The organism is Colwellia ponticola, from assembly GCF_005885605.1.
Taxonomy (GTDB): domain Bacteria; phylum Pseudomonadota; class Gammaproteobacteria; order Enterobacterales; family Alteromonadaceae; genus Colwellia; species Colwellia ponticola.
The window spans coordinates 276,938-292,208 of record NZ_SZVP01000003.1; the positions used below are offsets into that span (position 1 = coordinate 276,938).

General features: G+C 40.2%; 11 protein-coding genes. 3 read left to right on the plus strand and 8 right to left on the minus strand.

Features of this window, described 5'->3' with window-relative positions:
* Positions 1 to 20 precede the first annotated feature (20 nt).
* The 4 genes from FCS21_RS05890 to FCS21_RS05905 all read right to left on the minus strand — a co-directional run bounded on the left by FCS21_RS05890 (position 21) and on the right by FCS21_RS05905 (position 7,031).
* Positions 21 to 2,285 carry a sensor domain-containing phosphodiesterase gene (locus tag FCS21_RS05890; protein WP_138621370.1) on the minus strand — a complete coding sequence of 755 codons (2,265 nt, stop codon included), beginning with the start codon at positions 2,283 to 2,285 and terminating at the stop codon, positions 21 to 23.
* 78 nt (positions 2,286 to 2,363) lie between these two features.
* Complete coding sequence (locus tag FCS21_RS05895) at positions 2,364 to 5,378, minus strand: bifunctional diguanylate cyclase/phosphodiesterase (protein WP_138621372.1); 3,015 nt, start codon at positions 5,376 to 5,378, stop codon at positions 2,364 to 2,366.
* Between the two features lie 331 nt (positions 5,379 to 5,709).
* Positions 5,710 to 6,330, minus strand: a complete 621-nt coding sequence (locus tag FCS21_RS05900) for a PaaI family thioesterase (protein ID WP_138621374.1) — start codon at positions 6,328 to 6,330, stop codon at positions 5,710 to 5,712.
* 98 nt (positions 6,331 to 6,428) lie between these two features.
* A complete protein-coding gene (locus tag FCS21_RS05905; protein WP_138621376.1) occupies positions 6,429 to 7,031 on the minus strand; it encodes a pentapeptide repeat-containing protein in 603 nt (200 codons plus the stop codon).
* Between the two features lie 336 nt (positions 7,032 to 7,367).
* Between FCS21_RS05905 and FCS21_RS05910 the strand changes: the two genes are divergently transcribed.
* The 3 genes from FCS21_RS05910 to FCS21_RS05920 all read left to right on the plus strand — a co-directional run bounded on the left by FCS21_RS05910 (position 7,368) and on the right by FCS21_RS05920 (position 9,954).
* A complete protein-coding gene (locus FCS21_RS05910; RefSeq protein ID WP_138621377.1) occupies positions 7,368 to 8,573 on the plus strand; it encodes an acetyl-CoA C-acyltransferase in 1,206 nt (401 codons plus the stop codon).
* A gap of 82 nt (positions 8,574 to 8,655) precedes the next feature.
* Entirely contained in the window at positions 8,656 to 9,462 is an 807-nt protein-coding gene (locus FCS21_RS05915) for an SDR family oxidoreductase (RefSeq protein ID WP_138621379.1), read from the plus strand.
* A 285-nt stretch (positions 9,463 to 9,747) separates the two neighbouring features.
* Positions 9,748 to 9,954, plus strand: coding sequence for a hypothetical protein (locus tag FCS21_RS05920; protein WP_138621381.1), 207 nt, complete (start codon positions 9,748 to 9,750; stop codon positions 9,952 to 9,954).
* A gap of 78 nt (positions 9,955 to 10,032) precedes the next feature.
* Here FCS21_RS05920 and leuB read toward each other — a convergent pair whose 3' ends face one another.
* The 4 genes from leuB to FCS21_RS05940 form a co-directional block, all read right to left on the minus strand.
* Positions 10,033 to 11,130 (minus strand): 3-isopropylmalate dehydrogenase, encoded by a 1,098-nt coding sequence (leuB, locus tag FCS21_RS05925; RefSeq protein ID WP_138621382.1) that lies wholly within the window; start codon positions 11,128 to 11,130, stop codon positions 10,033 to 10,035.
* A 119-nt stretch (positions 11,131 to 11,249) separates the two neighbouring features.
* Positions 11,250 to 12,446, minus strand: a complete 1,197-nt coding sequence (locus FCS21_RS05930; RefSeq protein ID WP_138621384.1) for an acyl-CoA dehydrogenase family protein — start codon at positions 12,444 to 12,446, stop codon at positions 11,250 to 11,252.
* Between the two features lie 21 nt (positions 12,447 to 12,467).
* On the minus strand, positions 12,468 to 13,625 hold the full coding sequence (locus FCS21_RS05935) for an acyl-CoA dehydrogenase family protein (protein ID WP_187695296.1): 1,158 nt from the start codon (positions 13,623 to 13,625) through the stop codon (positions 12,468 to 12,470).
* A gap of 30 nt (positions 13,626 to 13,655) precedes the next feature.
* Positions 13,656 to 15,254, minus strand: coding sequence for a FadD3 family acyl-CoA ligase (locus FCS21_RS05940; RefSeq protein ID WP_246047051.1), 1,599 nt, complete (start codon positions 15,252 to 15,254; stop codon positions 13,656 to 13,658).
* Between the last annotated feature and the right edge of the window lie 17 nt (positions 15,255 to 15,271).

Consider the following 15,271-nt stretch of genomic DNA (forward strand, 5'->3'; position numbering starts at 1 on the left):
AGTTTAAGTTAACTTCACTACTAAGCGCTTAAACTACGCTGTAACAGGTTATGTTTATGCCATTTAACATAATCATCTTTCATCATAGGCTTAGCAATCAAATAACCTTGAATTGAATCAATATTCATGGCTTTTAGCGCTTCAAGTTGTGCTAACGATTCAACCCCTTCAGCAACCACTGGTATATTAAGGCTTTTTGCTAAACTAATGATAGTGTTAACAATACTTTTCCCTGCCTCATCATCTAAAACGTTATCAATAAAACTTTTATCAATCTTTAATTCTTTCACTGGAAACGCGCTTAAATGAGTTAAACAAGAGTATCCTGTACCAAAATCATCTATTGATAATATAAAACCATCCTCTTTTAGCTCTTGCATTTGTTGTATCGCATTATCTATATCACCAGATAACATCGACTCAGTAATTTCTAGCTTAATTTGGGATGTTGAAATACTAAAGTCATTCAAAGTAGTTAATAACTCAGTCTTTAACTTCGCTGAGTTAAACTGACATTGGCTGATATTAATTGAAACGTTAAAAGTATCATCAATAACATGACTGGCGGTAAGTTGCTCTATTAAAATACACACATCGCGTAGTACTATATTTTGTAAGGCTTGAATCAATCCGTATTGCTCAGCAATCGCTATAAAATCAGCGGGGACGATCAGCCCTTTCGTCGGATGATTCCAGCGGATTAATGCCTCAGCACCAACCACATAGCCTAACGCACATGTTTTAGGCTGAAAGTAGGTACAAAACTCATCAGCAGCAATTGCCCTAACAATGTCTATTTCAAGTTCAATGTGGTTTTCTAGCAGCGTTTGTAATGTAGGCTCGTAAAAGCTATAAGCATTACCCCCTTTCTTTTTAGAGCGGTACATTGCAGTATCTGCATATTTTAATATGTTTTCTGCTACGGGGTTATTATCATCGATTAAACAAATACCAATACTGCAGCTTACTTGAAATGCTAACCCTTCTATCTCAAATTTTTCATTAAATACGCCATGTATTTTTTGAGCCACTCTTTCAGACTCTACGCTAGCTTGGCTATTATCTTCACCCACATATTCTAATAATATAATAAACTCATCACCGCCAACTCTCGCTAAGGTATCAGAAGTTCGGATGACAGAGCTGAGACGCTCAGACAAAGCAACAAGTAATTTATCACCAGCGCCGTGACCTAAAGAGTCATTAATTCGTTTAAACTTATCTAAATCTAAGAATAATAAAGCACCGGTTTTATGACTGCGTTTTATTCTTTCTACACACATTGTTAAACGCTCATTAAGCATTCTTCTATTGGGCAAGTTAGTTAATGGATCAAAAAAAGCTAATTGTTCTACTGCTTGTTCGGCTATTCTTCTAGCCGTAACATCTCTAGCCATCCATATTACGTGCCTTTGGGACAAGTTATTTGATTGATAGTGCTTAATGGCTGCTGTTCTTCCTTCAAAAATAACCTTACCGCTTTGCACTTCAAGTTCATATTCAAAATTTTGTACTTTATTAGTCGCTAGCGTTTTCTCAATCACCGCCATAATCGGTTTTGAATCTTTTTCTGGTAATACCTGTCTGATATTTTTATTCATCAGTTGACTTAGCCTGTTATATAACAACTCATCCGCTGAACCATAAATGTCAGTGTAATCGCCCTCTTCTGTTAAAATTAACGTTAAATCGGGCATCACGTCAGTAAACGCTTTAAATTTTTCATTACTGTGTTGTAAATCAATGATCAATTGCTCTATTTTAAGTGACTCGGCATTTTTTTCTAATGCGATACTCGAAAAATGAACAAAGTGATCAATAAGCTCTAAGTCTTGGGTTGAAGGCACTTTAGGCTCCGCGTGGTAGATAGCGAAAGTACCAAGAATACTTGCCTTTGAAGAGAAAATAGGGGTTGACCAGCATGATCTAAGATCAGCACCTAAAGCAAGTTCTTTAAAGTTTTTCCATAAAGGCGAGCTGGCTATATTTTCAACAATCACACGTGATTTTTGATAGGCTGCCGTTCCACATGAGCCGGCGTTTTTACTTATTTTTACGCCATTTATCTGCTGGCAATAATGAGCATCTATATTAGGCGCAGCGCAGTGAAACAATTGATCGCCCTTTAATGACAATATGGAACATTTTGCTGAGCCATCATCAATAATATCTTCAATAGAAATACAAATGTCGGTCAAAATATCACTTAACGGGGTACCTAATGCAATGTTAGATAATATCTTTTGTTGGTGACACAATAATTGCTTTAATCTAACTGTATCCATACTTCACCGTAGGTTTTAATTATTTATTGATAAAAAAGCACGTTAGTTGCTATTTAGCTGTTGAAAATATAAGCATTATTAATCGTTAATATTACGCGTTAACTGCGCATTACTTCTTGTATACGCCTTCCAATTTTCATCAGGTTGCCAATCATCAATCCATGCTGGAATATCATCACCTGGCATGGGACGAGCAATACCATAACCTTGAGCTAAATTACAGCCTAATTGTAATAACGCTGTACCATGCTCAATGGTTTCTACCCCTTCAGCAATCACCTCTCGCTTAAATGAATTGGCTAACGCTATCACCCCTTCAACAATGGCATAATCATCGGCATCATGTAACATGTCTCGTACAAAGCTCTGATCTATCTTAATTAGGTTTGCTGGTAAGCGCCTAAGGTAAGTTAGTGAAGAATAGCCTGTACCAAAATCATCTAAAGCAAAACTCACGCCTAACGCAATGCAATCAATCATTGTGTTTGAAACATTATTAACGTCTTTTAAGGCGCTTGTTTCTAGTACTTCTAGCTCTAAATAGTGTGGTGCCACATCAGGCTGACTCGCTAATAATGTGGTTAATCGTTCAGTAAAATTAGGCTGTTGCAATTGTATCGCGGCAATATTTACACTTACCTTTAACGCTAAGTTACCCTCAAGAGTTTGCCATTGGCTAATTTGCTTTAATGCAGTACTAATAACCCACTCACCTATTTCCATCATCATAGGGTTGTTTTCAATAGCAGGTAAAAATTCAAATGGTCCTAACAACCCGCGTTCTGGATGTTGCCAACGAATAAGTGCTTCAACCCCAATGACTCGGCCTGTTTTCATATTAACTTTAGGCTGATAGTGCAGTACAAATTCATGATTATCTAACGCATGACGAATCGCCTCAAGACTTTCTCGGTGTACTTTAATGGCATCATCTTGAGCCGTATCAAATAAATGATAACAATTTTTACCTGAAGCCTTCGCTATATACATTGCTTGGTCAGCATGACGCATTAATTGGTCCGCATCGGCATTATCTTGCGGATAAAACGTTACCCCAATACTCGCCGATACATTTAACAGTAGACTACCTATCGTAACCGGTGCTGACGAAGCCTCTAAAAATCGTTCAAGTATGGGCTCGCAATCTTCTATTTTAGTTAAGTCCGTTAATACGGCAACAAATTCATCACCACCAATGCGCGCTAAACTATCACCTTCTCGTAATACGCCATGTATACGCTCTGACAAGGCAATCAGTAATTCATCGCCAACACTATGACCGTAAGCATCATTAACGCTTTTAAAACTATCTAAATCAACAAAGACTACCGCCAATGATTTTTGATGGCGACGACACTGCAACATAGCTTGCGATATTCTATCGGCTAGTAACACTCGGTTAGGTAAGTTGGTCAGTAAGTCATAATGCGCCATGCGACTGAGCTGTTCTTGTTGTCGTTTACTATGGGTAATATCGGTGAACATCCCCACATAATTAACAACCTCATCATTGTCGTTTTTTATCACTGAAATAGTCAGTAATTCTGCGTAAAGCTCACCATCTTTTTTACAGTTCCATACTTCGCCCTGCCAATGACCTTTTTTATCAATTTCTTGCCACATATTACTATAAACTGAAGCATCTTGTTTATTAGAGCTGAGCATATTGGGATTTTTACCAATAGCCTCTTGATAGCTATAACCAGTAATGCGGCAAAAAGCAGGATTAACATCAACAATACGGTTATTGGTATCGGTTATAATAATACCTTCATGGGTATCTCTAAAAACTTGTGATGATAGTTTTAATTGTTCTTCTGCTAATTTTCGCTCGGTAATATCAATTGCGACCCCAAGCATGGTCGTTGCAACGCCGTTATCATCACGAAGTACACTGCCTTTTTGATTAAGCCAATGTATATTACCATTGGGCAAAACAACGCGGTGGTCAACATCATACGGTGCGCCTGATTCAACACTTTTTTCTATCGCGGCAATAACAGCGTCCCTGTCATCAATATGAATGCTTTTTATATAATGTTCATAACTACTACTTAACTGATCCGATGAACTGGCAATAAGCTTTGAAACCTGCTTAGTCCAACAAACAACATTGGTTTTAATATTCCATTCCCAAGTACCAATACCGCCCACTTGCTGACTTAAACTTAATCGTCTTTCACTTTCTGTGAGTCGCTCTATATTATATTGTAGCGCTTGCGTTCTTTCTTTAACGGTTGTTTCTAAGCGGGCATGACTTAGCTGTAAACGTACTAATAAAAAAGAGGCAAAAGTGCTTAACGAGATAAATAGCAGCGCTAAAAAAAATCCTAACACGAGTATGGAATAGTCTCGCCAACCTTCTAGCGGGTAGGCTTTAAAGGTCCAATAGCCATTAGGAATGCTAATATAAAACTCTTCAGCATCATCAATGAGTACAGTATTTGAGCTTGCAATCACAAATTTTTCACCCGTATCAGGGTCATGTCGAGATAGTTGATAACCTATACCCGCTTCAACAAGTGAAGGTAAATCAATAGGAATTAACACCTCAGGAAAGCGAATTAATGCCGTAGAAAAGCCCCAAAATCTCTTACCTTCTTCAGTGTCTAAATAAATAGGTAAACGTGCTGCTGCGCCCATACCACCTTGCATTAAATTAAAAGGACCTGCCAGCGTTAATTTACCGGTATCTCGTGCAAGAAACGCCTCTTTCGTTCTTTCTGGGTGAAGCAGTACGTTATTACCTATTGAACTTTCATTACCTTCCATCGGTACAACGTGTTTGAGGATACCATCGGGATGAAGTTGCAATGCAGCAAGCCCTGGGTATAAATAAAGCATTTCGGTTGCTAATTCAGTGAAACCAGATACATCACCATTTTGAGTACGAATTAACGCGCCTATAGGATAAGAAGCTGATAAGGCTTGGTTAAGATCGCTTCTGATATGACTGGCATAACTACCAGCAACTTTTTGAACTTCTGTATGTTTTTTTTGTGCACTATACCCATCAAGCCAGAACAAACCATAGATAGAAAGTACTAGGGAAAAAGCAAAGGTAACCGGTATGAATATTGATTTATCAAGCATATTTGCTATCTAACTTAATCATTAAAACAAGTTTATTGATGGCACTAGTTAACGCTGCTCGGCTCAAGGCTGCGTTAGTTAAAACGGTGCTAGTTAACAATATGCTAGTTAACGCGGTACTAGTTAACAATATGCTAGTTAACGCGGTACTAGTGAAAGTAGTGATAAAGTCAATATTGGTCATTTGGGCTTTCATATATCCTTATGTTAGAAAATTACCTCCTGTAATTTACTACATCGACAGCCTTATTGACAAGCGGTAAATGCTTAGGGATTTAGCGAGCTAATGAGCCTGAGTACTGACGATAAGTAATCAATTGGCACGATTAAATTACTTGTTTAAAAGCGCTTTAACAATAAATAAGGCTTCACTAGACGTGACAACTTCGCCTTGCACTAAGCACTGCCCTTTAACAATTATTTTATTATCTCGCTCTAAGCTTATCCATGCTTGAAATTCAAGCGCTTCAAATAATGGTGTTGGCTTGTGATAATCAATATTAAGGTAAGCGGTAGGGCCTGCTTTCCCAGTTGCCATGCCAGCTATAGCCATTAATTGATCATAAACACCCGCAATAATAGCGCCGTGAACGCAATTAGGAGGCCCCTCATAGGCGCGACCATACTTTACACGTCCTATTAACTTGTCTTGTTGTTGCTCAAATTTGATTGGTGCTGCCAACGCATTATAATGCCCGCTTACCGCGCTATACGGCTGAATATCATTAAGATCACCACGAACGTTAGGGTTGTAATACTCTAACGCTCTTTTATCAGTAACATAAGGCTGCATGATGGTTTCAATAGTAGCGAGTTGCTTATTAATATCAGTTATTACTTTATCAGGTGCATTTAACACAATCGATTGCTCAATAATATTACGTAAATGCCCTGATAATTTTTTCAGTACTTGACGATGCTCATCGCTAGCGTCGCTGTTAGTATTATGCATAAAGGTATCGCACCTTGGGTTATTATTAAAACATATAGTCCGTTAACTTAGTTAAGTGCCCAGACTGACAAAATATCTTATTAAGAATGACTAAGTAACTAGTCAACTAGCTCAATCCCTAAACTTTCAAGTAAACTAACCGCTTCTAATCGACAAAATTTGGCATTTTTAATCTGGTTTTGGTAAACGTCAATATAGTAATGGGTGGCATCGGTAAAGTTAGCCTCGTTTAAATTAGTGTTACCAAACATGCTATGAGTAAAGTCGGTAAAAGTGAAGTTGCCTTGACAAAAATCAGCTTCCCTAAAATCAACACCATGAGCTTTACACTCCTCCATAACGAATCCTGGTAACGTTAGTTTAAAGAAAGATGAATTATTAAGCAGACATTGAATAAACTTTATCGGCGCTGTTAACATCAACCCTGGCCAATAAGCATTAGTCCAGTCAACGCCAATTAATTTACATTTTTCAAAAACAACCTCTCTAAATTGGCTATAGTTCAATTTAACCAAACTCAAATTACAATTAATAAAATGACAATCAGTAAATTTACAATTTTTTAATGTCGCCTCAGTAAAATCACATGCTTCAAAAGTACAGTCGTCAAATTCCTTTGCAGACAACTCTTCTCCTACTAAAGCTAATCCTGTAAATTTTTTAGAGATAAACTCTGCTTGTTGATCATCGAAAGTGTGCATTGTCTGGAAATACTCTTTGAATAAGCCGGCGACTTTTGATGATATATAAATTTAATTTTAATAACCACATCAATGCAGACTATATCCCCAAATCACATGCGAAATAGCAGCTGCACACTGCTAACTTTCCATAACGTCATTATTTATCAGCTTACCTACCTCAAATGGTCGATGTTCAACCCCACTCAATAAGTGTTAATGAGCTTAAGGCAAAGTTTATACCTGTTCCACTTGCGAAGGAAACATTGAGCTAGAACGGGTATGTTCCGCCATTATTGCCTACCAACCTATTAATCATGTGAGTGCCGATGCACTTCTAACAAGTAAGGAATAATCATGCGTGAAGCAGTTATAGTATCTACCGCCAGAACCCCAATGGGGAAAGCCTTTCGTGGTGCCTTTAATGATACTGAAGCACCGGCACTATCAGGTCATGCGGTTGAGCAGGCCGTCAAGCGCGCGGGTATTGAAGGTGCAGAAGTTGATGATGTGATCATTGGTTGTGCTGCACAGCAAGGTACCCAAGGCTATAACCTAGGTCGGTTAACGGCAACGGCTGCCGGACTTCCAAACTCAGTACCAGGCATGACGCTAGATCGTCAGTGTTCCTCTGGGTTAATGAGTATCGCTTTTGCCGCACAAAACATTATGCTTGGCTCAATGAATACCGTGGTTGCTGGTGGTGTTGAGTCAATCTCTATGGTGCAAAACAAGCACAAAAATACCTATCGCAATATTTCAAAAAAGGTGTTGTCAAAATCACAACATGCTTATATGCAAATGATTGAAACAGCAGAAGTGGTAGCAAAGCGCTATAACATTTCACGTTTAGCACAAGATGAATACAGCCTGCAATCCCAACAACGCATTGCTGCAGCGCAACGAGATGGCTTGTTCATTGACGAAATAGTCCCTATGGCCTCGACTAAATCAATATTTAATCGTGATACCAAAGAAGTAAGCTTTGAAGAGGTATTATTAGCTAAAGATGAAGGTAATCGCCCCTCAACAACACTGGAAAGTTTACAGGCGCTAGAGCCTGTTTGGAAAGATGGTCGTGTTGTTGAACAAGGCGAGTTCATTACGGCTGGTAATGCTAGCCAATTGTCTGATGGTGCCTCCGCTTGTGTGGTGATGGACTCACAATTAGCGGCGCAAAAAGGTTTATCGCCTATGGGGATATTTAGAGGCATGGCCGTTGCCGGTTGTGAGCCCGATGAAATGGGTATTGGTCCGGTTTACGCTATTCCTAAGCTATTAAAACAACATGGATTATCGATTGACGATATTGGTCTTTGGGAAATTAATGAAGCCTTTGCCTGTCAATTAATTTACTCGCGCGATTATTTAGCTATTGATAATAATAAGCTTAACGTCAATGGTGGCGCAATAGCTATTGGTCACCCCTTTGGTATGAGTGGTGCTCGTATGGTCGGTCATGCGCTTATTGAGGGTAAGCGTCGTGGTGTTAAATATGTGGTCGTCAGTATGTGTATTGGTGGAGGAATGGGCGCTGCAGGTTTATTTGAAGTTTGCCTGTAACGCACACCTATACTGACACTCATTACGGCAAACATAATAATAACTTGGATTATTTTAATCTAACTTACCTAAGGAATAACAAATGCTTAATATTTTAGATCGCTTTCGCTTAGATGGCCAAGTCGCCATAGTAACCGGCTCAGGTCGTGGTATTGGTGCTGCAACAGCTATCGCACTAGCCGATGCAGGTGCCGATGTCGTAGTTACCGCCAGAACTATCGAAGATATCGAACATACCGCAACACAAATACGCCAACGTGGTCGACGTGCATTAGCCGTTGCTTGTGATGTGCTTGATGAACAGCAACGACAAGCCTTGCTTGAACAAACTATTGAACACTTTGGCCGACTTGATATTTTAGTGAATAACGTCGGCGGCTCAGGTGCGATAAAGCCAACACTAATGACCACAGAAGAGGAGTTAGAGGCTTGCTTTAAACTCAATACCAGCACTGCCTTTGCTATGTCTCGTCTTAGTGCGCCATTAATGGTAAAAACAACAGGGCAAGGAGCCATTGTTAATATTTCATCCGTTGCAGGACACCTAGCCCAACCTGGTTTTATTAGTTACGGTATTGGTAAAGCTGCATTGAATTTTATGACGCTTAATTTAGCGCAAGATTTTGCCCCCAAGGTAAGGGTTAACGCTATTAGTGTAGGTTCAACATTGACTGATGCCTTAAAAGGCGTCATGAGTGATGAAATTGAACAAGCCATCGTTAAGCGTACGCCAATGGCACGATTAGGCCAACCTGAAGATATTGCTGCTTGTGCCTTATTCTTAGCATCACCTGCGGCTAGCTATATTACTGGTGAGATATACGGTGTTAATGGCGGGCTAACTGACGCGCCAATGGTAATGCCACGCAGTAGTTTTAATACTGACTAATTCAATAGCGACTAACTTACTACAAGGAAGTCGCTTATTTAGACAACGCCGGAGCACATTGTCTTGTACACATTGTCTTTTACAACGAGCTATTAAAATAAAGACCTTGTATTTTGCCTTTTTTCTCTACGTATAAAATAGACCACTTAATTAATGAAATTGCTAACAAGGCGTTTTTCACACAAGAACAACGCCTTGTTAGTGACTTGAAAATAGCAAAAAACATACGGATACGATAAGCGTACCAGAAGAAAATAATGACGTTAACCACAGAGGAAGATATTTATGGCACACAAAACCGTTATTCAGTTAGCAAGTGTCTCTAATCAGCCGTATAAAAAACATAACACTGAGGTGTTAACTATCAATACGCTACTGGATAACTCATCTGCTCCTTTTACGGGTCATATAGATGACACTATAGCTAAAAACACAACTAACCATTTTACTTATTCCTTAGTGCCCTACCCTGACATGTTACTGGTTTTATAATCCTTTATTGGCACAGTAAGCATAGTGAAGACTAAGGGCTTGCAACCCCTTAGCCTTCACTACCCATCACAACTATTGTTATAAATTTTTTAATATTTCAACAACTTTATCACCAAAGTCACTCGTCGTTAGTATGGTAAGTTCATCAGCTGAATGAGACAGTTCAGCGGTAGAATAGCCTTGCACAAAAACATTCTCCATTGCTTGCCAGATTTTTTTTGACTCTTCAATCATACCAAAACTGTATTCTAACATCATAGCCACAGAGCCAATCATTGAATAAGGGTTCGCTATATTTTTTCCGGCAATATCAGGAGCAGAGCCATGCGATGGTTCATAATAAGCAATATCATCACTTAAACAAGCAGAAGGCATTAACCCTAATGAGCCTAAAATACCACCTGCTTGATCACTTAAAATATCACCGAACATATTTTCCATCACCATAACATCGAACATAGTCGGGTTTAAACAAAGGAAGGTAGCGGCAGAATCAACAAGTTGGTGTTTTACTTCTACTTCAGGAAATTCTATTGCAACTTCCGCTAGTACTTCATTCCAAAGTACGCTCGATTTCAACACATTGCTTTTATGAATATTATGCAAAACTTTCTTGCGCTTCATCGCTATGTTAAAAGCAACTAAGAGTATTTGTTTAATTTGGTCTTCATCATATTCAAGGGTTTCTTTAACGTAACGCTTACCAGATTTTGTTAAGCCGACTTCTTTATTACCAAAATATAAACCACCAACAAGCTCTCTAACCATAACAATATCAATGCCGTCTTTAATAATTTCAGCTTTTAAAGGGGAAAAGTTATTTAATGTTTTAGGCAAATAAACGGGGCGTATATTGGCATAAGTATTTAAAAATGTTCTTAAAGGTAAAATAGCGCCTCGTTCAGGTTGTTGATCTACTGGTATCTTTTGAGTCTCTTCATACCCTAAACCTACAGGCCCTTTTAAAATAGCATCCGCGGCAGCACAAATACGTTTGGTTGCTTGAGGAAACGAGTCGCCACACTTAAAATAAGCATTTGCTCCAAAATCTGCTTGGGTCAAAGTAAAGCGTACCTTTGATAGTGACTCTACGACGTTAAGCACTTTAATCGCTTCTTTCATTATTTCTGGACCAATACCATCACCGGAAAGGATGGCAATATTATAATTTTTCATGCAAGAATAACCTTTATTTGTAATCGTTAAGTTTTTAATGACTGGGGCTAAAGAGTGGAATAAATATTCTTAACTAAAGACCGACATAAAAATCTAAAGTAAAGATGAGATAAAAGCCGCTAATTCATTTGAATTTTGGGCTCTTTGGGCATGCCTAAACCACGTTCAGCAATAATGTTTCGCTGTATTTCATTAGTGCCACCGTAAATAGTGTCCGAGCGGACAAATAAATACATCGCTTGTAAGCGCGTTAAATTATATGGCGCTGACGCTAAAATTTCAGCTTCTGGTCCCATAACATCCATGGCAAGTTCACCTAAATCTCGATGCCAAGTAGACCAGTACAACTTATAAATTAACGCTTCTTTTTTCAGGCCACCATCGCCCTCATCAGACAGCATACGCATGCTGTTATAGCGCATGATTTTCAAACGAACATGTGCCTCGGCAATACGTTGGCGAATAATGGGGTCTTTATCGTTGCCATTAGCTTTAGCAATAGCGATCACTTGATTAAGTTCATTGTGAAACTGCATCTGCTGTCCCAACGTTGAAACGCCACGCTCAAAACCAAGCAATCCCATGGCAATCGCCCAACCTTCACCGGGTTTACCAACAATATCATCGGCGTCACATTCAGCTTGGTCAAAAAAAACTTCATTAAATTCTGACGTGCCTGTTAACTGCTTAATACCTCGTACTTCAATGCCAGGCTGGTCCATTTTCATCAAGAAAAAGCCAAGACCTTTATGCGCAATCGAGTCAGGGTTTGTACGCGCAATGACAAAAATATAATCAGACTCATGAGCTAATGATGTCCAAACTTTTTGACCGCTAATAATCCATTTCCCTTTAGCTTCGTCAAAATATGCTTTAGTTTTAACATTCGCTAAATCAGATCCTGCACCAGGCTCAGAGTAACCTTGGCACCACAATTCAGTACCGGCAACAATACCAGGTAAATATTTTTGTTTTTGTGCTTCGCTACCAAAGGCAATAAGCGTTGGTCCCGCTAGGCCTTCACCGATATGACCCACATGTCCGGGTGCTCCAGCACGAGCGTACTCTTCGTTAAAAATAACCTGTTGTTCAATTGAACAGCCTCGACCACCATATTCTTTTGGCCAACCGATACAAGTCCAGCCGTCTTGAGCGAGTTTTTGTTCCCACTTTTTACGCGCTTGGGGAAACATATGCTCATCTCCGGGACCGCCGCGAAACTTAAGCTGCTCAAATTCACCGACTAAGTTTTGTGTTAGCCACTGCGCCACTTCAGCGCGAAATTTTTCGTCTTCGGGACTAAAACTTATTTTCATTGGTGCTACCCTATTAACCGATTAATCTAATAATATTTGTGCGATAAGTTCGCGATGATAGGCGCTATTGCCTAAAAATAGTTCAGAAGACTTGGCACGTTTGAAATACAGGTGAACATCGTACTCCCAAGTAAAACCAACGCCACCATGAAGCTGAATGGCATCACTGGCATTGCTAAAATATCCCTGTGAACAATACGATTTAGCAACACTGGCCGCTTCTGCTAGTTCATTAGCTAACGGACCGCCATTAAGGGCTTCTTCTGCGACACAAGCAGCATAATAAACCGCTGACTTGGCAACTTCAGCACGTAACATCATGTCTGCCGCTTGGTGTTTAACTGCTTGAAAACCTGCAACAGGGCGACCAAACTGAACACGCTCTTGGGTATATTCGACCGTTAAATCTAGCGTCTGCTGAGCACCACCGGCTTGCTCTGCCGCAACGGCTACCGTAGCTAACTGAATAATTTTATTCAATTGAGGCCAAGCCTTACCTTGCTCACCCATTAAATCTGCTTTAGTAACACAGACCTGGTCTAAGGTAATTTCAGCTTGCTTACGGGTTTCATCCATGGTCGGTAACCAAGAGCGCTTTACGCCTGGCGTGTTCGCATCAAGAGCAAATAAACTAATGCCATCGACGCCAGTACTCCCTTCGTCACGCACTGCAAAGATAATTAACCCTGCGCTATGGCCATCGGGTACATAGCGATAGCGACCATTAAGTAAATAGTGATCACCATCAGTGGTCACTGTTGCCTGTACTGCGTCAGCATCCCACCGTCCGTTGTTACCGGTATAAGCCAGTGTAGCGGTTAGGCTACCTTGACAAATTTGGCTTAAATATTGCTGTTTTTGCGCTGCTGTGCCTGCAACAATTAAGGCATTGGTCCCTAAACATACTGTCGAGAAAAACGGCGAACATAACAAGTAGCGCCCCATTTCTTCAAGCATGATAACGAGCTCAACATAACCAAGCCCCATACCGCCATATTCTTCAGGTATATGAATGGCTTGCCAGTACATTTCAGTACAAATACGTTGCCAGATTTGTGTTTCAAACCCTTGTTCACTGGCCATAGCATTACGTATTGCGCTTGATGATGAAACGTCAGCTAAAAAGGCTTGCGCAGTATCGCGGATCATCTTCTGCTCTTGTGTAAATGAAAACTCCAAAATCTTTGCCCCTTTTAGCCTAGCTCGTATTTATGCAACGGTTTTAGCCAACTCTGCTTTAACAATTTTGTTAGACGCATTGACTGGCATTGCCTTAATTATTTTCACTTTCTTAGGAACACGGTAATTAGCCATACGTTCTCGACACCAAGCAATAAGTGCTGGCTCATCAAGTGAATGCTCTGATTTTAAAGTGATAAAAGCACAGCCGACTTCTCCCATGCGCTCATCTTTTATGCCAAGAACGGCTGATTGCGCAATGGCTGGATGTTCTGTTAAAACAGCTTCAATTTCAGCTGGATAACAATTAAAACCGCCCGAGATATACATATCTTTTAATCGATCGGTAATACTAAGATAGCCTTTATCATTTAGATGACCAACATCGCCAGTATGTAACCAGTTATCTGCATCAATAGCTTCAGCGGTGGCTGCTGGTTGTTCAAAGTAACCTTTCATAACATGGAAGCCACGAATACAAATTTCGCCGGTTTCACCTGCTGGCAATATTTCGCCTTGTGCTGACATAATAGCAATTTCGGTACCTTCAATAGCACGGCCGCTAGTTGAAGCAATCGTTTCATTATCGGTATCGGTATCGCAGATAGTCGCTAAGCCGCCACACTCAGTTAAGCCATAAGCGGTTGTCACCACTTGAAAGCCTAGCTGATTACGCATACGTTCAATAAGTACGGGCGGAATTGTTGCAGCACCTGTAACGGCAACACGTAAGCTGGTTAAATCAGCGCTGTCAAGGCTTGGGTGTGCCAGTAATGATAAATACAACGTTGGCGGCCCAGGTAATACGGTAATTTTGTCTTTATTAATTCGGTCAAAGACTTCATCGGCGTCAAATACCGCTTGCGGTAAAATAGTAGCGCCCGCTAACAAACAGCTAACCCAACCCGCTTTGTAGCCAAATGAGTGAAAAAACGGATTAACCACCAAGTAACGATCGCCAGGAATAAGACCAATGGTTTTGACATAACCGCTAAAAGCTCGGATCATACCACCGTGGCGGCTCATAACACCTTTAGGCTTACCTGTAGTACCAGAGGTGAACATCAAATCAGCAAGATCGTCGCCGCCAATGCTGTTAGCAATGTCACGAGCACTGGCTTCGCTCACGCTTTCACTTTTTTGTAAAAATGTTTGCCAATCGCAACATGACTCGATATCGCCACCTTGTCGAGGTGTTAACGTCACGATAGATAGGGCTGTGGGTGTAAACAATTTAGCTAAATCGGCTGGGTAATCACTTTTAAGAAAATCGCCAACACTAAAAACAAGCTTTGCACCGCTGCGATTAATAATGTCAGCAGCCTCAACGGCTTTCATTCGGGTATTAATAGGTACTAATACCGCCCCCGCCATTTGAAGACCAATAGCGGCAAGTACCCAAAGACCAGAATTAGCTCCCCAAATAGCGACCCTATCGCCGGGGCGAATACCAGAGGCAATCAAGGCTCGACACACGGCTAAGCTTCGATTGGGTAGCTCACGGTAACTTACCCTCAGCTCTGCATCTTCAATAGCAGTAAGATCGCCATAACGCTCTGCGCCAGCAAATACTAGCTTAGGAATACTGTCGATGATGGTATTATCGTTAGGTTGTAATATATTGCTCATGCTCATATAAACTCTCT

Excerpts from the sequence above, each read along its gene's own strand:
- FCS21_RS05890 (WP_138621370.1), bottom strand. The coding sequence starts at position 2,285 with ATGGATACAGTTAGATTAAAGCAATTATTGTGTCACCAACAAAAGATA.
- FCS21_RS05915 (WP_138621379.1), top strand. The coding sequence starts at position 8,656 with ATGCTTAATATTTTAGATCGCTTTCGCTTAGATGGCCAAGTCGCCATA.
- FCS21_RS05930 (WP_138621384.1), bottom strand. The coding sequence starts at position 12,446 with ATGAAAATAAGTTTTAGTCCCGAAGACGAAAAATTTCGCGCTGAAGTG.
- FCS21_RS05940 (WP_246047051.1), bottom strand. The coding sequence starts at position 15,254 with ATGAGCAATATATTACAACCTAACGATAATACCATCATCGACAGTATT.
- leuB (WP_138621382.1), bottom strand. The coding sequence starts at position 11,130 with ATGAAAAATTATAATATTGCCATCCTTTCCGGTGATGGTATTGGTCCA.
- FCS21_RS05895 (WP_138621372.1), bottom strand. The coding sequence starts at position 5,378 with ATGCTTGATAAATCAATATTCATACCGGTTACCTTTGCTTTTTCCCTA.
- FCS21_RS05910 (WP_138621377.1), top strand. The coding sequence starts at position 7,368 with ATGCGTGAAGCAGTTATAGTATCTACCGCCAGAACCCCAATGGGGAAA.
- FCS21_RS05905 (WP_138621376.1), bottom strand. The coding sequence starts at position 7,031 with ATGCACACTTTCGATGATCAACAAGCAGAGTTTATCTCTAAAAAATTT.
- FCS21_RS05900 (WP_138621374.1), bottom strand. The coding sequence starts at position 6,330 with ATGCATAATACTAACAGCGACGCTAGCGATGAGCATCGTCAAGTACTG.
- FCS21_RS05920 (WP_138621381.1), top strand. The coding sequence starts at position 9,748 with ATGGCACACAAAACCGTTATTCAGTTAGCAAGTGTCTCTAATCAGCCG.